The sequence below is a fragment of the Streptomyces sp. H39-S7 genome (assembly GCF_027158205.1).
GTDB lineage: Bacteria > Actinomycetota > Actinomycetes > Streptomycetales > Streptomycetaceae > Actinacidiphila.
This window is the reverse complement of the sequence record NZ_JAPVLU010000002.1, coordinates 259,867-278,959: the sequence shown is the minus strand read 5'-3', so window position 1 is coordinate 278,959 and position 19,093 is coordinate 259,867. Positions and strand designations below refer to the sequence as shown.

The following is a 19,093-nucleotide window of genomic DNA, read 5'->3' as shown; positions in this document are numbered from 1 at the left end:
TTGTATCTCCCTGTCCAACCAGCCCCCGGGACCTGCGCGCCCGTGGGGTGGCCACGAAGTGATGTGAGAGTCCGGACCGACCGTGCCCTACTTGGGGTCGGTGCCGTCCTTCTTCGGCTCTTCCTCCGTCTTGCTCAGGTCGATGCGCTCGTCGTCGGCGGCCTCGGCCGTCACGGCGTCGTCGTGGACCGCGTCCTCAGCGACGTCCTCGGAGCCCTCTTCCGGCTCCTCCGGCTCGATGCCGTGCACGATGCGGTCGTACTCGGCCTGGTCCAGGACGGCGCCGATGGAGTTCTTGGCGAAGTGCGCGTGCACCCCGTCGGCCAGCTCCAGGAGGACGGTGTCCTCGTTGACTTCCTTCACCACGGCGTACATGCCGCCGATGGTGCGGACACCGGAGCCCGGTTCCATCTGGTTCCGCATCGTCGCCGCCTGCCGCTGCTTGTTCTTGGCAGACCGGGTCATGAGGAACATGGCACCGATAAGGATGATGAACGGGAGGAGCAAGCCGATACTCACGATTTACAACGTTCCTTCGCACGGCCGCGGTGGCTGGCCTGATCTACGGGGGTGTATGCCGATCCGGAGGAAGGGCGTCGGCGGAGTCTAAGCGAGTCCTCGCCGGTGAAACAACGCCCAGCATGGCACTGGGGTTCCTGGGGGGCGAGTCCCCGTGCCGTCACGGTCCGAACAGGCCACCCTGGCCGGGGCCCCCGGGCTGCTGGGGCGGGACCAGTCCGAGGTGGGTCCACGCCGCCCGGGTGGCCACCCGACCACGGGGAGTACGCGCCAGCAGACCCTCGCGGACCAGAAACGGTTCGGCGACCTCCTCGACCGTCTCCCGCTCCTCACCGACCGCGACGGCGAGGGTCGACAGCCCGACCGGGCCGCCGCCGAACAGCTGGAGCAGGGCGCGCAGCACGGCCCGGTCCAGCCGGTCGAGGCCGCGGGCGTCCACCTCGTAGACCTCCAGGGCCTGGACGGCGATCTCGCGGGTGATCCGGCCGTCGGCTCTGACCTGCGCGTAGTCCCGGACCCGGCGCAGCAGCCGGTTGGCGATACGGGGCGTGCCGCGGGAGCGGCCGGCGATCTCCGCACCGCCGTCCGTCTCGATCTCGACGTCCAGCAGGCGGGCCGAGCGGTGGATGACGCGTTCCAGCTCGGCGGGGGCGTAGAACTCCATGTGACCCGTGAAGCCGAAGCGGTCGCGCAGCGGGGGCGGCAGCAGGCCGGCCCGGGTGGTGGCGCCGACCAGGGTGAAGGGCGGCAGCTCCAGCGGGATGGCGGTGGCGCCGGGGCCCTTGCCGACGATCACGTCGACCCGGAAGTCCTCCATCGCCATGTAGAGCATCTCCTCGGCGGGCCGGGACATGCGGTGGATCTCGTCGAGGAACAGCACCTCGCCCTCCTGGAGGGAGGAGAGGATCGCGGCGAGGTCGCCCGCGTGCTGGATGGCCGGGCCCGAGGTGATGCGGATCGGGGCGCCCATCTCGGCGGCGATGATCATCGACAGGGTGGTCTTGCCGAGGCCGGGGGCCCCGGAGAGCAGGACGTGGTCGGCGGTGCCGCCGCGCTTCTTGGCCGCCTTCAGCACCAGGTCCAGCTGCTGGCGCACCCGTTCCTGCCCGACGAACTCCTCGAGGTCCTTCGGCCGCAGCGCGGCCTCGACGGCCTGGTCCTCACCGTCGGCGTCGGAGCCGACCAGCCGGTCCGGCAGCTCACCGGCGGTGGGGGGTGCGGGCTCGTCCCAGTTCATTTCGGGCTTTCGGTTCGTCGGTCGGGGGTCGTCGGCGCGGGAGTGGCGTCGGGGTGCGGCCGCGGGCCGTCAGCGGGTCCGGTTCAGGGTCTGCAGGGCGGCGCGCAGCAGCGCGGAGACGTTGGGCATCCCGCCGCCCGCCAGCTCGGCCTCGGCCTGCGGCGCGACCGCGGAGACCGCTTCGTCGGCCTCGCGGGTGGCGTAGCCGAGGCCGATGAGCGCCGCGTGCAGCTGGTCGCGCCAGGAGGCGCTGACCGGGCTGCCGATTCCGCGGTGCGCCCCGGGGCCGACGGGCTCGCCGAGCCGGTCCTTCAGTTCCAGCAGGAGCCGCTGGGCGCCCTTCTTGCCCACGCCGGGCACCGCGGTGAGGGCCTTCTCGTCACCGGTGGCGACCGCGACGCGCAGCGCGTCCGGGGAGTGCACGGCGAGCATCGTCTGCGCCAGGCGCGGACCGACCCCGCTGACGGTCTGCAGCAGCTCGAAGACCAGCCGCTCGTCGTCGTCCGCGAAGCCGTACAGGGTGAGCGAGTCCTCGCGGACGATGAGCGAGGTGGAGAGTCTGGCCTGCTGGCCGGTTCTGAGGCCGGCGAGGGTGCCCGGGGTGCACAGGACGGACATGCCGATGCCGCCCACCTCGATGACCGCGGCGTCCGGGGCGAGTGCGGCGACCGGGCCGCTGACGAAGGCGATCATGCTCGGGGCTCCTGGATTCGTGCCGGCCGGTGGGCGGCGATGGCCTGTTGCAGGCGGTTGGTGGCGGTACCGCGCCAGATGTGGCAGATGGCCAGCGCCAGCGCGTCCGCGGCATCGGCCGGTTTGGGCGGGGCGTCCAGCCGCAGCAGCCGCGTCACCATGGCTCCGACCTGGGCCTTGTCCGCCCGGCCGCTGCCGGTGACGGCGGCCTTAACCTCGCTGGGGGTGTGCAGGTGGACGGGGAGTCCGCGCCGGCTGGCGCAGAGCATCGCGACGGCGCTGGCCTGGGCGGTGCCCATCACGGTGCTGACGTTGTGCTGGCTGAACACCCGCTCCACGGCGACGACTTCCGGCCGGTACTCGTCCAACCACGCCTCGATGCCACGCTCGATGAGGACGAGGCGGGGACCGATCTCCGCATCGGCGGGGGTGCGCACCACGCCGACTCCGACCATCGTCAACGGGCGTCCCGGGACGCCGTCCACGACTCCGATGCCGAGCCGGGTCAGTCCCGGGTCCACGCCGAGTACCCGCACCCCGTCACCCCTCAAGCCCTGTCGGTCAACTGTTCCTGCAGGTTAGCCGTTCCGACTGACAACGCCGCAAAAGCCGACGGGCCGGCGGGGTGTGTCCCCGCCGGCCCGTGCCGCTGACAACGCGCGATCGAAGGTCGATCAGGCGTCAACCTGCTCCATGACCTCGTCGCTCACGTCGAAGTTGGCGAAGACGTTCTGCACGTCGTCGCTGTCCTCCAGCGCGTCGATGAGCTTGAAGATCTTGCGGGCGCCGTCCTCGTCGAGTTCCACCTGCATGGTGGGGACGAAGTTGGCGTCCGCGGAGTCGTAGTCGATGCCCGCGTCCTGGAGCGCGGTACGGACCGCGACCATGTCGGTGGCCTCGCTGATGACCTCGAAGGACTCGCCGAGGTCATTGACCTCTTCGGCCCCGGCGTCCAGCACCGCGCCGAGCACGTCGTCCTCGGACAGTTCACCCTTGGGGACGAGGACGACGCCCTTGCGGTTGAACAGGTAGGAGACCGAGCCCGGGTCCGCCATGGCGCCGCCGTTGCGGGTCATCGCGACCCGGACGTCGGAGGCCGCGCGGTTGCGGTTGTCGGTGAGGCACTCGATGAGCACCGCGACCCCGTTCGGCCCGTAGCCCTCGTACATGATCGTCTGGTAGTCGGCGCCGCCGGCTTCCAGACCGGCACCGCGCTTGACCGCGCTGTCGATGTTCTTGTTCGGGACCGAGCTCTTCTTCGCCTTCTGGATGGCGTCGTAAAGGGTCGGGTTACCGGAGACGTCACCGCCACCCATGCGCGCCGCCACCTCGATGTTCTTGATCATCTTGGCGAAGAGCTTGCCGCGCTTGGCGTCAACCACGGCCTTCTTGTGCTTGGTGGTAGCCCATTTAGAGTGGCCGGACATCGCCAGCTCCTTACAACGTCGCCAGTAGAAATGAACAGAAGAGATCCTACCGGGGTCACGCGGGGTCCTGTCGTCAACGCGTCACGGTCGGCCCGCCGGAAGGCGCTGCTCCTACGGCTGGGTCCGCCCCGCGGCACGCACCATGCCGACGAAGAGCTCGTGGACCCGGTGGTCCCCGGTCAGCTCGGGGTGGAACGAGGTGGCCAGCAGGTTCCCGGAGCGCACGGCGACGACCGTGCCGTCGTCGAGCCGCGCCAGCACCTCGGTCCGCGCGCCGGTCGACTCCACCCACGGGGCGCGGATGAAGACGCCCTCGACCGGGCCGCCGCCGATGCCGGTGATCTCCACGGCCGCTTCGAAGGACTCGTTCTGCCGACCGAAGGCGTTGCGGCGCACGATCATGTCGATGCCGCCGACGGTCTCCTGGTCGTCCCGGCCGTCCAGGATCTTGTCGGCGAGCATGATCATGCCCGCGCAGGACCCGTAGGCCGGCAGGCCGGCCGCGACCCGCTCGCGCAGCGGCTCCAGCATGCCGAAGATGACCGCGAGCTTGGACATCGTGGTGGACTCGCCACCGGGGATGACCAGGCCGTCGATCTCGGTGAGCTCCGCCGGCCGGCGCACGGGCACGGCCCGTGCGCCGGCGGCGGTGAGCGCCGCGAGGTGTTCGCGTACGTCGCCCTGCAGGGCGAGTACGCCGATGGTGGGTATGGCGCTCACGGTCCGGTTACCAGCCGCGGTTGGCGTAGCGCTCGGACTCGGGGAGGGTGTCGCAGTTGATGCCGACCATGGCCTCGCCCAGGCCGCGCGAGACGTCCGCGATGACCTTGGGGTCGTCGAAGAAGGTGGTGGCCTTCACGATCGCGGCGGCGCGCTGCGCCGGGTCGCCGGACTTGAAGATGCCGGAGCCGACGAAGACGCCCTCGGCGCCGAGCTGCATCATCAGCGCGGCGTCCGCGGGGGTGGCCACACCGCCGGCGCTGAAGAGCACGACGGGCAGCTTGCCGAGGCCCGCGACCTCCTTGACCAGCTCGTACGGGGCCTGGAGGTTCTTCGCGGCGACGAACAGCTCGGTCTCGTCCAGGGTGCCGAGGCGGCGGATGTCGGTGCGGATCTGGCGCATGTGGCGCACGGCCTCGACGACGTTGCCGGTGCCGGCCTCGCCCTTGGAGCGGATCATGGCCGCGCCCTCGGCGATACGGCGCAGGGCCTCGCCCAGGTTGGTGGCGCCGCACACGAAGGGGGTGGTGAACGCCCACTTGTCGCTGTGGTTGACCTCGTCGGCCGGGGTCAGGACCTCGGACTCGTCGATGTAGTCGACACCGAGCGCCTGCAGGACCTGGGCCTCGACGAAGTGGCCGATGCGGGACTTCGCCATGACGGGGATGGACACCGCGCCGATGATGCCGTCGATCATGTCCGGGTCGGACATACGGGCCACGCCGCCGTCCTTGCGGATGTCGGCGGGCACCCGCTCCAGGGCCATGACCGCGACGGCGCCGGCGTCCTCGGCGATCTTCGCCTGCTCGGCGTTGACGACGTCCATGATCACGCCGCCCTTGAGCTGCTCGGCCATGCCGCGCTTGACGCGCGCGGTGCCGGTCTCGGGGTTCTGGGCGGTGGCGGGGGTGGTGGACACGGTATGACCTCACTCGATGACGAATGGTGCGTTGTATCCATCGTGAACCGGTCCACCTGACCGGGAAAGGGCCAATCCGGGGTCAGTGGCCTGCCGCGCCGTCCGCGGTGAACGCCGGCGGTGGCTCGTCGTCCATCTCGAAGGCCAGCGGGAAGGGTGCGTGGCCGGCCAGCCGGAACCAGCGCACCACCCGGTGCTTGCGCACCGCCCGCGCGGCCCGGACCGAGTCGTTGTGGAAACGCCGGGCCATCGGCACCCGGCGTACGGCCTGGGTCAGCTCGCCGACGGTCTCCTCGCCGCCGGGCGCGGCCAGCACCGCCTCGACGGCGACCGGCTCGGCGAAGACCGCCCGCAGCGCCTGGCTCAGCTCGCTCTCGGCCACCTCCCGGTGCTCGTCCTCCGCCTGCCGGGCGGCGTGCGCGGACTGGTAGAGCACGATGGAGGCCGCCGGGTCCAGCACCCCGGACGTGGCGAGTTCCTGCGTCACCGAGGCGCGGCGCAGCAGTTGCGCGTCCAGGGCGGCACGGGCGGCGTCGATACGGGCGTGCAGCCGATCGAGGCGGCCCGCGGTCCAGCTCAGGTACAGGCCGATGGCGACGACAGCCACCGCGACCCAGATGAAGGTGGTCACGGGCGGCAAGGCTACCGTCGCGCCGGGTGCTTCAGTCCCGCGCCAGCCCCAGGCGGGCCCGCAGGCCCACGCGTTCGTCGGCGGCGACCGCGGTGGCGCCCTCCGCCACCGTCTCGTAGACGGAGAGGATGTCGGCGCCGACCGTGCTCCAGTCGAAGCGGCGCACATGCCTGCTGCCCAGCTCCCGCAGCTCCTCCAGGCGCTTGGGATCACCGAGCAGCCGCACCGCGGCGACCGCGAGCGCGTCGGCGTCCTCGACCGGGAACAGCTCGCCGGCCGCTCCCCCGTCCAGTACCTGGCGGAAAGCGTCCAGATCGCTGGCCAGCACGGGGGCGCCCGCCGACATCGCCTCGACGAGGATGATGCCGAAGCTCTCGCCGCCGGTGTTGGGGGCCACGTACAGGTCGACGCTGCGCAGCAGCCGGGCCTTGTCCTTGTCGCTGACCATGCCGAGGAACTGCACCTGGCCGCGCAGGTGTTCCGGCAGGGCCTCGACGGCCTCCTTCTCGTCGCCCTTCCCGGCGACCAGCAGCCGGGTGTCCGGGCGTTCCGCGAGGATCTTCGGGAGGGCCCGCATCAGGCAGGGCAGGCCCTTGCGCGACTCGTCGATCCGGCCGATGAACCCGATCGTCCCGCCGGCCCGCGGCAGGCCGTCCCCGGCCGTGCTGGGCGCGCCCGCGGTCTGCCACCCGGGCTCGGCCTCGGCCGTGGCGAAGAAGTCGACGTCCACGCCGTTGGGGATGACCACCGCGTCGCCGCCGAGGTGCTCCACCAGGGTGCGCCGGGCGTACTCGCTCACCGCGATGCGCGCGCTGATCTTCTCCAGCGCGGGCTGCAGGATCGGATAGGCGGCGATCATGGCCCGCGAGCGCGGGTTGGAGGTGTGGAAGGTCGCGACGATCGGCCCCTGGGCCGCCCAGCAGGCCAGCAGGCCCAGGGACGGCGAGGTCGGTTCGTGGATGTGGATGACGTCGAAGCCGCCGTCGTGCAGCCAGCGGCGCACGCGCGCGGCGGACAGGAAGCCGAAGTTGAGCCGGGCGACCGAGCCGTTGTAGGGAACGGGGACGGCGCGGCCGGCGGAGACGACGTACGGCGGGAGCGGCGTCTCGTCGTCGGCGGGCGCGAGCACGGAGACCTCGTGGCCGAGCTTGATCAGGTGCTCCGCGAGGTCGCGGATGTGGAACTGGACGCCTCCGGGGACGTCCCAGGAGTACGGGCAGACGATCCCGATCCTCAAGGTTTCTCCGTTCCGGAACTGTTCGGGCGCGCTTCGAGGTCGGCGAGCCACAGCCGTTGCAGCATGTGCCAGTCCTCAGGGTGCTCGGCGATCCCGGAGGCGAAGGCGTCGGCCAGGTCCTGCGTCATGGCCGTGGTCTTCCCGGTCCGGTCCCCGAGCTCGGGGATGTCGACGGGCGGGTGGATCCGGCCACGCATCATGGGGCCGTCGTACCAGAGGGTGGCCGGCAGGAGCAGGGCGCCGGTCTGCTGCGCCAGCAGCGCGGGCCCGGCGGGCATCCGCGTGGTCTCGCCGAAGAACGTGACCTCGATGCCCGAGGCGGACAGGTCGCGGTCCGCGACCAGGCAGATCAGACCGCCCGCGCGCAGCCGGCGGGCGAGGGTGCCGAAGGCCGCGCCGCCGGTGTGCGGCAGCACCTCCATGCCGAGTCCCTCGCGGTAGGCCACGAAGCGGTCGTACAGGGTCTCGGGCTTGAGGCGCTCCGCGACCGTCGTGAAGGGCACCCCGAGCTTGGTGGTCACCCAGGCCCCGGCCAGGTCGTAGTTGCCCATGTGGGGCAGGGCGACGACGACGCCGCGGCCGGCCGCGAGACCCTCTTCGAGGAAGTGCGTGTCGGCGAGCTGGACATCGGTGCGGAAGCGCTCCCGGTCCCAGGCGGGCATCCGGAAGGACTCCATCCAGTACCGCAGGTAGGAGCGCATACCGGCCCGGGACAGCTCGCGCAGCCGGGCGCCGTCCGCGTCCGGGACGACCCGGGCCAGATTGGACTCCAGCCGGAGCACTCCCTTGCCGCGCCGCCGCCAGACCGTGTCGGCGATCCGTCGGCCGAGGGCGTTCGCCACCGGTTCCGGCAGCTTCTTCACCGCTCCCCAGCCCAGCCCGTACAGGCCGTCGATCAGCCGGTCCTTCACGCGGCGCCGCCCCCGTTCGCGCCGGCGACGGCGTCGGCCGCGTCGGCCTCCGCCGCCTCTCGGCGCACGGTGACGACCCGCTGGATCAGGGTCACCAGGCTGCCCGCGGCGACGACCCACAGGGCGATCGGCAGAAGCCACTCGATGTAGGGAACGCCGAACTTGTGCAGTCCGGCCAGACCGCACAGGACGAGGGTGATGACGAGCCGTTCGGCGCGCTCGACGAGCCCGTTGACGTTCACCGGCAGGCCGATGGCCTCGCCGCGGGCCTTGGTGTAGGACACCACCTGGCCGCTGGCGAGGCAGAACAGCGTCACCGAGCAGAGCACCAGGTCGTCGCCGCCCCCGGCGTACCAGAGGGCGAGCCCGCCGAAGACCGCGGAGTCGGCGACCCGGTCGAGGGTGGAGTCGAGGAAGGCACCCCATCGGCTGGAGACCCCGGACTGCCGGGCCATGTTCCCGTCGATCAGGTCCGAGAAGACGAACAGGGTGATGACGACGGTGCCCCAGAAGAACTCGCCCCTGGGGTAGAAGGCCAGCGCACCCGCCATCACTCCCCCGGTGCCGATGAGGGTCACCGCGTCGGGGGTGACCCCGATACGGAGAAGGAACGAGGCGAACGGCGTGAGGACACGCGTGAAGAATGCACGCGCGTACTTGTTCAGCATGGCCTTCCCGGATGGATCGGTGGATGTCGGCTGGCCCGGTCGGCCACTGGACGGCCCATCGTAGCCAGCCCTCGCGGCCCGTATGCGTGAGGCACCCGCCGGGACCCCGGGACGTACACGGTATGGACGCAGCGTGACCGTCGTGGGAAGGTCGAAGAACCGCGGGCGTCGCCGGAATCCCTCCCTTTGTACCCCGTCCCGGGGCACCGCCGGTGCGGGTCCCCGTGACGCTGCGCGTTCGTGCCCCCGCAGAGGGCGCGGTCTCCCATGCAGTGACGGACATGGAGGCGAGACCCGTGGGTGGAGCAGCCGGCAGGAGAGACGTACATCCAGGAGCCGCCGGAAGGGCACCGGCGGCCGGCCGTCCCGAGAAGGTGCGCAACGTGGTGCTGGTCGGCCACAGCGGAGCGGGCAAGACCACACTCGTCGAGGCACTGGCGCTGGCGACCGGCGCGGTGAACCGGGCGGGACGGGTGGAGGACGGCGGATCGATCTCCGATCACGACGAGATCGAACAGCGGCAGCAGCGGTCGGTGCAGCTGTCCCTGGTGCCGGTCCTCTGGGGCGACATCAAGATAAATCTGCTGGACACTCCCGGATACGCCGACTTCGTCGGGGAGTTGAGGGCCGGTCTGCGGGCAGCGGACGCGGCCCTCTTCGTCGTCTCGGCGGCGCAGGACGCCGCCGGTGTGGGCGGCGCGACCCGGCTGGTGTGGGACGAGTGCGCGGCCGTCGGGATGCCGCGGGCGGTGGTGGTGACGCACCTGGAGGCGGCCAGGTCCGACTTCGACGAGATGACGGCGCTGTGCGCGCGGGTCCTCGGCGGCGACTCCCCCGACGCGCTGCTGCCGCTCTACCTGCCGCTGCACGGCACGCACGGCACCCAGGTCACCGACGGGCACGCCCCCGTCACCGGGCTGATCGGGCTGCTCTCGCAGCGGGTCTTCGACTACTCATCGGGCGAGCGGACCGAACGGGCGCCGCAGGACGGGGAGTTGCCGCTGATCGAGGAGGCCCGCAACCGGCTCATCGAGGGGATCATCGCGGAGAGCGAGGACGAGACCCTGATGGACCGCTACCTCGGCGGCGAGGAGCTGGACCTCAAGACGCTCACCGAGGACCTGGAGCGGGCGGTCGCCCGCGGCAGGTTCCACCCGGTGCTCGCCGCCGCCCCGGCGGCCGAGGGCGCCCGCCAGGGGCTGGGCACCCTGGAGCTGCTGGAACTGGTCACCGGCGGCTTCCCGACCCCGCTGGAGCGCGAGGCGCCGCCGGTGAGCACCCCGCAGGGCGGCTCCTGCCCGCCGCTGACCTGCGATCCGGAGGGGCCGCTCGCCGCGGAGGTGGTGAAGACCTCCTCCGACCCGTACGTCGGGCGGATCAGCCTGGTGCGGGTCTTCTCCGGGACGCTGCGACCGGACGAGACGGTCCATGTCTCGGGTCACGGCATGGAGGACCGGGGCCATGCGGACCATGACGTGGACGAGCGGGTGGGCGCGCTCTCCTCGCCCTTCGGCAAACAGCAGCGCGGGGTGGCGAGCGTTGTCGCGGGCGACCTGGCCTGCGTCGCCAAACTGACCCGCGCCGAGACCGGCGACACGCTCTCGGCCAAGGACCGGCCGCTGCTCATGGAGCCGTGGGTGATGCCCGACCCGCTGCTCCCGGTGGCCATCCAGGCGCACAGCAAGGCCGACGAGGACAAGCTCTCGCAGGGCCTGGCGCGGCTGGTCGCCGAGGATCCCACGATGCGGCTCGAGCAGAACCCGGACACCCGGCAGGTCGTCCTGTGGTGCCTGGGCGAGGCGCATGCCGATGTGGCGCTGGAGCGGCTGCGCAGCCGCTACGGGGTCCAGGTGGACGCCGTGCCGCACCGGGTGTCGCTGCGCGAGACGTTCGGCGAGAAGATCACCGCGCGCGGCCGGCACGTCAAGCAGTCCGGCGGGCACGGCCAGTTCGCGATCTGCGAGATCCAGGTCGAGCCGATGCCGACGGGTTCCGGCATCGAGTTCGTCGACAAGGTCATCGGCGGGGCGGTACCGCGGCAGTTCATCCCATCGGTGGAGAAGGGCGTCCGCGCGCAGGCCGCCCGGGGCGTAGCCCTCGGCCACCCGGTGGTGGACATCCGGGTGACTCTCGTCGACGGCAAGGCGCACTCGGTGGACTCCTCCGACGCCGCGTTCCAGACCGCCGGCGCGCTCGCCATGCGGGAGGCGGCCGCCGGGGCCAGGATCGACCTGCTCGAACCGGTCGCCGAGGTCGGGGTGATGGTCTCCGACGACTTCGTCGGGCCGGTGATGAGCGATCTGTCCGGACGGCGCGGCCGCGTCCTGGGCACCGAACCGGCCGGTCCGGGGCGCACCCTGGTACGGGCCGAGGTGCCGGAGATCGAGATCGGCCGGTACGCGGTCGACCTCCGGTCGCTGTCGCACGGCACCGGCCGTTTCAGCCGCGCGTACGCCCGCCACGAGCCGATGCCCCCGCCGCTGGCGACCAAGCTCAGGGAAGCGGCGGACAGCGCCAAGTAACCCCGCAGGAAGGCCGGTCGGGGGGGCGCGGACCGCCGCGCCGATACTGTGGGCACTGCTCCAGAAGTGTGACGGCACCCCTGGCGGGGAAATGGGCCGGGGGAGCCGTTGTGCCCGCGGGGTCGGGTGGGGGAATGAGGGAGCGGTAGTGGCAGACGGCAAGGGGTTCGACTTCAGCCCGGGGGCGCAGGTCCCGCTGATCGGTACGGAGGGCGGCACTGCCGCGACCCAGGCCCTGTCGTCCGCGGCCTACCGGGACTCCCCGGTCGAGGACCTGAGGAAGGCCAACGAGGACGCGGTCTTCACGCCTCCCCGGCTCTCGCTGTTCGAGCCCAACCTCGGTGAGGCGTTCGCCCGTTCCGTCCAGGTGCGGATGCTCGGCGCCGCGCGCGGGGAGCTCGTCCAGTCCTTCGGCGCCGAGCCCCAGTCCGTCGTCGAGCACTGCCTCGCCGCCAACCGCATCCGCCAGGAGCGCGACAACCGGCTGACGATCGTGATGGCCGTCTTCGGGCTGCTGTTCCTGCCCGGGGTGCTGGTCTGGCTCGGCGCGTTCCAGCTGCGCAGGTCGCTGGCGAAGGTGCAGAACTCGAAGGCCGGCCCGCTGGGCGCGGTCATCCTGGTCGTCGTGGTCGCGTTCGCCGCCCTGCTCCTGCTCCGGCCGCCGCTGACCGGCTTCTGGCGCCAGTACCTGCGCGTCATGATGCTCGTGCCGGTGCTGGGCTGGTTCGTGGCCAAGCGCATCTGCGAGAAGACCGCCCAGGACCTGCGCGAGCGCTGGGCGGGCCTGGTCTCCGGCGCCGGCGTCGGCGCCAAGATCCCCGAGGCCGTGCCGCGCAACCCCAACCAGGTCCGGGCGGAGACGCTGCGGCAGAGCCTGGCCAAGCTCTCCGCCGAGCAGAACAGCAACGTGGTCTTCTACGCGGGCCCCAGGGGAATACTGGGCATGGGCACCCGCTGGGGCAGCTGGCAGATGGCCGAGGAGCTGGTACCGCGCGACGGCCTCGCCGAGATCCACCCCTTCCGCAGCTGGGACGTCATCCGTGCCATCCACGACAAACTGCGGATGCTGGAGCGCGGCCCGCTGCACACCGGGGGCTTCCCCAAGGCGTCGATACGGCACTGGGTCGTCGCGCCGACCGGGGAGAACGCCAAGGCCATCTCCCGGCCCACCGGAGCCGAGGTCGAGGCGTTCACCGTCAAGGACTTCGAGATCCAGCGGATCTGCAACACCCAGCAGTTCGGCAAGGGCAACCGGCACTACCTGGGCATCCAGTTCGTGCTGTGGGACGGCCAGTTGGTGATAACGCTGATGGTCACCGTGACCGTGCTGGCGCACACCCTGCGGGTCGAGGTGACGGGCCACGCACTGGGCCCCGTGCACCCCATCTTCACCGCGGCGCCGACCCCCAACTCCAAGACCGTCTCCCACCCGGTCAAGTTCTGGGAGACCCGCACGGTGCAGCTGCCGCTGATCCACCCCGGCGAGGTGGTCCGGCTGGCGGTCCGCGCGCCGCTCACCCGCTTCCCCAGCGTGCTGGACCACCTCGGCGGCACGCTCTCGCTGCCCGAGCCGTTCGGGCTGCGGCACACCTGGGCGGACAAGCCGTGGAAGCACCGCTTCATGGCCGACGACGCGCTGCGCGCCGCGACCCCGGTACTGCGGGCGGTGCACGCGGCGGCGATCCACGTCATGAAGGAGAACGGCGTGGACACCTCGCACTTCACCAACCGCTCGCTGATGCTGAGCGGCCTCGTCCAGGGCGCGGAACCCCGCAAGGCGGACGCCTACGACGCGTGAGCCCTTCCGGCGGATCGCAGGAGCCCGGGGCCACGCCCCGGGCGGGCTGCTAGTCGCGCGGCCAGACGTCCGCGAGCATCTTGCGGGTGTCGGCCAGCAGCTGGGGCAGGACTCGGGTGTGGCCCACGATCGGCATGAAGTTGGTGTCGCCGCCCCAGCGCGGCACGACGTGCTGGTGCAGGTGGGCCGCAATGCCCGCGCCCGCCGCCCCGCCCTGGTTCATGCCGATGTTGAAGCCGTGCGCCCCTGACGCGGTGCGCAGCGCCCGCATCGCGCGCTTCGTCAGCTCCGCCAGCTCCGCGGTCTCCGCGAGGTCCAGCTCGGTGTAGTCCGCGACGTGCCGGTACGGGACCACCATCAGGTGGCCGCCGTTGTACGGGTACAGGTTGAGCACCGCGTAGACGTGCTCGCCCCGCGCGATGATCAGGCCGTCCTCGTCGGATGTGGACGGGATCGAGCAGAACGGACATCCGTCACCGGCCTCCGGGCCGGTGGGCTTGTTCTCGCCTTGGATGTACGCCATCCGGTGCGGGGTCCACAGGCGCTGGAACGCGTCCTGCGTACCCACTCCGATCTGCTGCTCCGGCTCACTCGTCATGCCGATCAGCATAGGACTTCGGTCCGTGCCGCGTGTCGCAGGGGCGGTTACCGCGGCTGGGTCCCCGGAGCGGGACCCGGAAGCGCGGCGGGCCCCCGGAGCGTGCGCTCCGGGGGCCCGCCGTGCGTCGTGTGTCAGACCTGGACGCGGTCCTCCACGGCCTTGGCGATCTCGGCGATGGCCTCGTCGACCGGCACGCCGTTCTTCTGCGAGCCGTCGCGGTAGCGGAAGGAGACCGCGCCGGCCTCCATGTCCTCGTCACCCGCGATGATCATGAAGGGCACCTTGGCCTTCTGGGCGTTGCGGATCTTCTTCTGCATCCGGTCGGAGGACGCGTCCACGTCGACCCGCAGCCCGCGGGCCTTCGCCTGGGCGGCGAACTCCTGGAGGTACGGGACGTGCGCGTCACCGATCGGGATGCAGGTCGCCTGCACCGGCGCCAGCCAGGCCGGGAACGCGCCCGCGTAGTGCTCCAGGAGCACCGCGAAGAACCGCTCGATCGAGCCGAAGAGCGCGCGGTGGATCATCACCGGACGCTGCTTGGAACCGTCGGGCGAGGTGTACTCCAGGTCGAAGCGCTCCGGCAGGTTGAAGTCGACCTGGATGGTCGACATCTGCCAGGTCCTGCCGATGGCGTCGCGCGCCTGGACGGAGATCTTCGGGCCGTAGAAGGCGGCGCCGCCCGGGTCCATGACCAGTTCCAGGCCCTGCTTCTCGGCGGCCTTGCGCAGCGTCTCGGTGGCCTCGTCCCAGTTCTCGTCCGACCCGATGAACTTCTCCGGGTCCTTGGTCGAGAGCTCCAGGTAGAAGTCCTCCAGGCCGTAGTCGCGCAGCAGGTTCAGCACGAAGGTGAGGGTCGAGTCGAGCTCGTCCGCCATCTGCTCCTTGGTGCAGTAGATGTGCGCGTCGTCCTGGGTGAAGCCGCGGGCGCGGGTCAGGCCGTGCACGACGCCGGACTTCTCGTACCGGTACACGGTGCCGAACTCGAAGAGCCGCAGGGGCAGTTCGCGGTAGGACCGGCCCCGGGCGTCGAAGATCAGGTTGTGCATCGGGCAGTTCATGGGCTTGAGGTAGTAGTCCGTGCCCTCGTCGAGCTGCATGGGGGGGTACATGCCGTCCGCGTACCAGTCCAGGTGGCCGCTCTTCTCGAAGAGCGCGCCCTTGGTGGCGTGCGGGGTGTAGACGAACTCGTACCCCTCCTGCTCGTGCCGCTTGCGCGAGTAGTCCTCCATGACCCGGCGGATGATGCCGCCGCGCGGGTGGAAGACCGCCAGGCCCGAGCCGATCTCCTCGGGGATCGAGAAGAGGTCCAGCTCGGAGCCGAGCTTGCGGTGGTCGCGCTTCTCGGCCTCGGCGAGGAACTCCAGGTACGCCTTCAGCTCGTCCTTCGACGGCCACGCGGTGCCGTAGATGCGCTGCAGCTGCTTGTTCTTCTCGCTGCCGCGCCAGTACGCGGCGGCGCTGCGCATCAGCTTGAAGGCGGGGATGAGCCGGGTGCTGGGCAGGTGCGGACCGCGGCAGAGGTCCTTCCAGCACAGGTCGCCGGTCCTGCTGTCGATGTTGTCGTAGATGGTCAGCTCGCCCGCGCCGACCTCGACGTCCGCGCCGTCGTCGGAGGAGGCGGAGCCCTTGAGGCCGATCAGCTCCAGCTTGTACGGCTCGTCCGCGAGCTCGGCGCGGGCGTCGTCGTCGCTCACCACACGGCGCGAGAAGCGCTGGCCGCGCTTCTGGATCTCCTGCATCTTCTTCTCGATGCTCTTGAGATCCTCCGGCGTGAAGGGGGTCTCGACGTCGAAGTCGTAGTAGAAGCCGTCCTTGATGGGCGGGCCGATACCGAGCTTCGCCGACGGGAACAGCTCCTGCACGGCCTGGGCCATGACGTGCGCGGCGGAGTGCCGCAGGATGTTCAGCCCGTCCTCGCTGGCCAGGGCGACGGCTTCGACCTCGTCGCCGTCGGCGACCGGGTACGCCAGGTCCTTCAGCGCGCCGGCGACGCGCGCGGCCACGATGCTGCGGTCGCCGTCGAAGAGCTCGCCGGCGGTCGTCCCGGTCGTGACCACCCGCTCTTCCCGCTCAACGGAATCGCGAATGATGATCACTCGGACGTCAGACACCGGTTCTCTCCCATGACTCAATACCGCACGGCGGCGGATGCCGCACGGGTGAATCGTACCGAGCCCGGCGGGTGCGCCGCGAAGGGCGATCGTCGGGAGAGTGGGGGACGGCGGGCGGCGGGCGGAGCGCCCCGGCGTCAGGAGTCCCCGCCGCAGGCGTCCTCGAAGGTGTCGACGCCGCCGTGCAGCGACTTCAGCAGCCGGTCCCGCTCGGCCTCGTCCACCTGGACCGGGGTGACGCCGACGGCCTCGGTGAGCCGGCGGAAACCGCCCCGGCTCTCCAGCCGCCCGCTGACGCGGATCGGCAGGCCGACGAGGTGGGCGTGGGCGGCGATGCGGTACTCCGCCTCGTCCAGCCGGACCCGGACCTGGCGGACGTCGGCGCCGGCCAGGACGCGGAGCCGGACCGAACCGCCGCCGGACGGGGTGGGCCGGCGCAGCCGGACGACGGTGCCCGTCACCCGGACCGGGATCGACGGTTCACGGCGCAGGTAGCGGGCGCTCGCCGCCTCCAGGGCGGGCAGGTCGCCGGGCGAGAACTCCAGCGGCTCGGGGCGGCCGGCGAAGCCGCCGGGCGGCCCGGCCGCCGGTGACCAGGCGAAGGCCACCTCCATGCCCTCGGTGCCGCGCACCAGGCGGACCAGCGCCTCGGCGAGCTCGTGGCAGACCCCGAGGTCGACCGCGGCGTCGAACGCCTCCATCCCGCCGGTGGCCCGCTGGAAGTCCACGGCGTCCCTGGCCGCCTGCAGTGCGCGCAGCAGGGTCGAGGTCACCGGCCGGCCGTCGGGGACGGGGGCGTACGCGGTGAGCAGGTGCCCGCCGGTCACCGGCCCGACCAGGACCTGTTCCAGGAACCCGGCGGCGTGCGGCCCGTGCCGCTCGCCGAAGTACCCGGCGGTCTGCCGGGCGCCCCGCGCGGCGGCCAGCAGCATCGCCCGGGCGCCGGCCCGCAGCTGCTCCGCCGTGGTCCACGGCACCGCGTCGCCGATCCGCGGCACGTCGCGCCGCCAGCGGATCTCGTCGCCGGGGACGGTGAGGGCGAGCAGCACCTCGCGGGCGGACGGGGCGGCGGAGCGGGCGAGGGCGGTGAGGGCCTCGCCGATGAGGTCGACGCGGTCCGCGTACCCGGGGTCCGCGGTCCGGCCGCGGCGCGGGCTGCCCTCGGGGACGAGCAGGCTGGTGCCGGTGCCGCTCCCCGTCGCCGGGGCGGCGTCCGCCGCGGAGCCCTGGAGGTACGGGAGGCGGCCGGCGCTGTTGGGCGGGGTCCAGCGGCTGTAGCGGCCGGGGGCGCCGCCGCGCCGCTCCCAGCCGTGCCGTACGAGCAGTGCGGTCAGCACCGCCGGGTCGACCCGCTCGGGGTCGGGCAGGGCGGGCTCGCCGGTGTCGGTGGGCCGGTGCGTCACGGTCTTCCTCCTGCCCCGACCCGCGCCATGATCTGGCACAGCGCCCGGTCGTCGAAGATCCGCGCGGTCGGTATCCGCACTGTGGTCTTGCGCTTGCCGGTCACGGCGACCCCGGCCAGGTTCGTCCAGTAGCAGCAGTGCCGCAGTTCCAGCCGGTCGTGCCCGGCCGCCAGCCACTCGTCCTGCGTGCGCGGCACGAGCATCACCACCAGGATCTTGTGCACCGACGCCGGGGTTCTGGCCAGTTTCACCAGGTGCTCGTTCTCCAGCGTGAAGCCGAAGGACGGCCCCGGCGGGCGCGGAGCGACCTGGTAGGTGCACTTGAGCTGCACCTTTATCGTCACTTCGTCATCGACGGCGTGCGCGCGCGAACTGTGGCTGAGATGCCAGTCGATGCCGTTGTCCGGGAAGGGCTGGGCGAGCGAGCAGCCGGCCGCCGCCGCGACCGCGTGCAGGTAGCCCACTTGCAGGGTCTCCATGCAACTGGTGGTGGCGAGCCCTCCCCTGAGCGGTGCTACCCGCTCGGCCGTCGGCTCGCCCGGGGCGGGCTGCGTCAGCGCCATCGCACTTCCGTGCCTTCCGAGCCGTTCCTCAATCGGTGCGCACGCCGGTGCGCGCGTCCGTGCGTATCCGTCTCCTGTGTCTTCTCCACCAGCGAAGGGTCGCAAACAGTCGCGGTTCAGTGACCACGGGTTACGGGTACATACCGCACAGAGGCGGCGCACCTGACCGCCCGTCAACCTCCCCGACATCCTTGGGAGTACCCCATGCCTCGCTGGTACGACGGACCACTGGCCTCCTTCGACACCGAGACCACCGGCGTGGACGTGGAGCGCGACCGCATAGTCTCCGGGGCCCTCGTCGAGCAGGACGCTCCCGGGGCCGAACCCCGCGTCGTGCGCTGGCTGGTGGATCCCGGCGTGCCCGTGCCGGACGGCGCCCGGGCCGTACACGGACTCAGCGACGCGTTCCTGCGGCGGCACGGCCGCCGGCCCGGTCCGGTCGTGGAGGAGATGGCACGGGCACTGGCCGCCCGGGCGGCCCTGTCCGTGCCGTTGGTGGTGATGAACGCGCCGTTCGACCTCACGCTGCTGGACCGGGAGTTGAAGCGGCACCGCGGCACGACGCTGAGCAGCCGGCTGAACGGGGCGCCGCTGTGCGTCCTGGACCCCCGGGTGCTCGACAAGGCGCTGGACCGGTACCGCAAGGGCCGGCGCACCCTCACCGATCTGTGCGCGCACTACGGCGTCGAACTGGCGGACGCGCACGACGCCGCGGCGGACGCGACCGCCTCCCTGGACCTGGCCCGGGCCATAGGCCGCCGGTTCGCCGAGCGGCTCGCCGCGCTCGGCCCCGCCGAGCTGCACGAACGCCAGACGGCCTGGCACGCGGGCCAAGCCCGCGGCCTGCAGGCCTACTTCACCAGGAACGGTTCGCCGGAGCGCTGCGACCCGTCCTGGCCGCTGCGGCCGGCACCGATGATCCCCGCCCAGCGCGCCCGGCCCCCGGCCGCCTGAGCGGCAGCCCCGCCGCGGCCCGGCCCCACACGCACGAAGCCGGCCGGTCCAGAAGGACCGGCCGGCTTCAACGCTGTGGGCGATACTGGGATCGAACCAGTGACCCCTTCGGTGTGAACGAAGTGCTCTCCCGCTGAGCTAATCGCCCGGGACGTCCCGAACAATACAGGGCGCGGGGC

At 71.8% G+C, this 19,093-nt stretch carries 18 protein-coding genes and 1 tRNA gene; 3 read left to right on the top strand and 16 right to left on the bottom strand.

From position 1 onward, the window contains the following. Positions 1-87: 87 nt before the first annotated feature. From yajC to pgsA, 11 genes are all read right to left on the bottom strand, one after another. Positions 88-519, bottom strand: a complete 432-nt coding sequence (yajC, locus tag O3X23_RS03135; RefSeq protein ID WP_269269502.1) for a preprotein translocase subunit YajC — start codon at positions 517-519, stop codon at positions 88-90. A 160-nt stretch (positions 520-679) separates the two neighbouring features. Further along, positions 680-1,756, bottom strand: a complete 1,077-nt coding sequence (gene ruvB, locus O3X23_RS03130) for a Holliday junction branch migration DNA helicase RuvB (RefSeq protein WP_269269501.1) — start codon at positions 1,754-1,756, stop codon at positions 680-682. A 69-nt stretch (positions 1,757-1,825) separates the two neighbouring features. Next, complete coding sequence (gene ruvA, locus O3X23_RS03125; protein WP_269269500.1) at positions 1,826-2,449, bottom strand: Holliday junction branch migration protein RuvA; 624 nt, start codon at positions 2,447-2,449, stop codon at positions 1,826-1,828. Continuing rightward, positions 2,446-2,985 carry a crossover junction endodeoxyribonuclease RuvC gene (gene ruvC / locus O3X23_RS03120; protein ID WP_269269499.1) on the bottom strand — a complete coding sequence of 180 codons (540 nt, stop codon included), beginning with the start codon at positions 2,983-2,985 and terminating at the stop codon, positions 2,446-2,448. The genes ruvA and ruvC overlap by 4 nt, the downstream gene beginning before the upstream one ends. A 138-nt stretch (positions 2,986-3,123) precedes the next feature. Continuing rightward, positions 3,124-3,876, bottom strand: a complete 753-nt coding sequence (locus O3X23_RS03115) for a YebC/PmpR family DNA-binding transcriptional regulator (protein WP_269269498.1) — start codon at positions 3,874-3,876, stop codon at positions 3,124-3,126. 111 nt (positions 3,877-3,987) lie between these two features. Beyond that, positions 3,988-4,596 carry a pyridoxal 5'-phosphate synthase glutaminase subunit PdxT gene (gene pdxT / locus O3X23_RS03110; protein WP_269269497.1) on the bottom strand — a complete coding sequence of 203 codons (609 nt, stop codon included), beginning with the start codon at positions 4,594-4,596 and terminating at the stop codon, positions 3,988-3,990. A 7-nt stretch (positions 4,597-4,603) separates the two neighbouring features. After that, positions 4,604-5,515 (bottom strand): pyridoxal 5'-phosphate synthase lyase subunit PdxS, encoded by a 912-nt coding sequence (gene pdxS / locus O3X23_RS03105; protein WP_269269496.1) that lies wholly within the window; start codon positions 5,513-5,515, stop codon positions 4,604-4,606. An 82-nt stretch (positions 5,516-5,597) separates the two neighbouring features. Further along, on the bottom strand, positions 5,598-6,155 hold the full coding sequence (locus O3X23_RS03100) for a hypothetical protein (RefSeq protein WP_269269495.1): 558 nt from the start codon (positions 6,153-6,155) through the stop codon (positions 5,598-5,600). A 22-nt stretch (positions 6,156-6,177) separates the two neighbouring features. Further along, the gene (locus tag O3X23_RS03095; protein ID WP_269269494.1) at positions 6,178-7,383 is read right to left on the bottom strand and encodes a glycosyltransferase family 4 protein; all 1,206 of its coding nucleotides are present in this window, start codon (positions 7,381-7,383) and stop codon (positions 6,178-6,180) included. Further along, positions 7,380-8,294 (bottom strand): phosphatidylinositol mannoside acyltransferase, encoded by a 915-nt coding sequence (locus O3X23_RS03090; RefSeq protein ID WP_269269493.1) that lies wholly within the window; start codon positions 8,292-8,294, stop codon positions 7,380-7,382. The genes O3X23_RS03095 and O3X23_RS03090 overlap by 4 nt, the downstream gene beginning before the upstream one ends. Continuing rightward, the gene (gene pgsA / locus O3X23_RS03085) at positions 8,291-8,962 is read right to left on the bottom strand and encodes a phosphatidylinositol phosphate synthase (protein ID WP_269269492.1); all 672 of its coding nucleotides are present in this window, start codon (positions 8,960-8,962) and stop codon (positions 8,291-8,293) included. The genes O3X23_RS03090 and pgsA overlap by 4 nt, the downstream gene beginning before the upstream one ends. A 281-nt stretch (positions 8,963-9,243) precedes the next feature. Between pgsA and O3X23_RS03080 the strand changes: the two genes are divergently transcribed. Continuing rightward, positions 9,244-11,484, top strand: a complete 2,241-nt coding sequence (locus O3X23_RS03080) for an elongation factor G-like protein EF-G2 (RefSeq protein ID WP_269269491.1) — start codon at positions 9,244-9,246, stop codon at positions 11,482-11,484. 148 nt (positions 11,485-11,632) lie between these two features. Then, positions 11,633-13,282 (top strand): hypothetical protein, encoded by a 1,650-nt coding sequence (locus tag O3X23_RS03075; RefSeq protein WP_269269490.1) that lies wholly within the window; start codon positions 11,633-11,635, stop codon positions 13,280-13,282. A gap of 49 nt (positions 13,283-13,331) precedes the next feature. Here O3X23_RS03075 and O3X23_RS03070 read toward each other — a convergent pair whose 3' ends face one another. The 4 genes from O3X23_RS03070 to O3X23_RS03055 all read right to left on the bottom strand — a co-directional run bounded on the left by O3X23_RS03070 (position 13,332) and on the right by O3X23_RS03055 (position 17,960). After that, complete coding sequence (locus O3X23_RS03070; protein ID WP_269269489.1) at positions 13,332-13,892, bottom strand: HIT family protein; 561 nt, start codon at positions 13,890-13,892, stop codon at positions 13,332-13,334. 122 nt (positions 13,893-14,014) lie between these two features. Beyond that, positions 14,015-15,994, bottom strand: coding sequence for a threonine--tRNA ligase (thrS, locus tag O3X23_RS03065; protein WP_269269488.1), 1,980 nt, complete (start codon positions 15,992-15,994; stop codon positions 14,015-14,017). Between the two features lie 137 nt (positions 15,995-16,131). Continuing rightward, positions 16,132-17,397 (bottom strand): hypothetical protein, encoded by a 1,266-nt coding sequence (locus O3X23_RS03060; protein ID WP_269269487.1) that lies wholly within the window; start codon positions 17,395-17,397, stop codon positions 16,132-16,134. Next, entirely contained in the window at positions 17,394-17,960 is a 567-nt protein-coding gene (locus O3X23_RS03055) for a DUF4365 domain-containing protein (protein ID WP_269269486.1), read from the bottom strand. The genes O3X23_RS03060 and O3X23_RS03055 overlap by 4 nt, the downstream gene beginning before the upstream one ends. A 204-nt stretch (positions 17,961-18,164) precedes the next feature. Between O3X23_RS03055 and O3X23_RS03050 the strand changes: the two genes are divergently transcribed. Next, positions 18,165-18,914: an exonuclease domain-containing protein gene (locus O3X23_RS03050; protein ID WP_269269485.1), complete on the top strand. Its 750-nt coding sequence runs from the start codon at positions 18,165-18,167 to the stop codon at positions 18,912-18,914. Positions 18,915-18,990: 76 nt separating this feature from the next. On the opposite strand, the gene O3X23_RS03045 is transcribed toward O3X23_RS03050, so the two are convergent. Beyond that, positions 18,991-19,062 (bottom strand) — tRNA-Val (locus O3X23_RS03045). Positions 19,063-19,093: the final 31 nt, after the last annotated feature.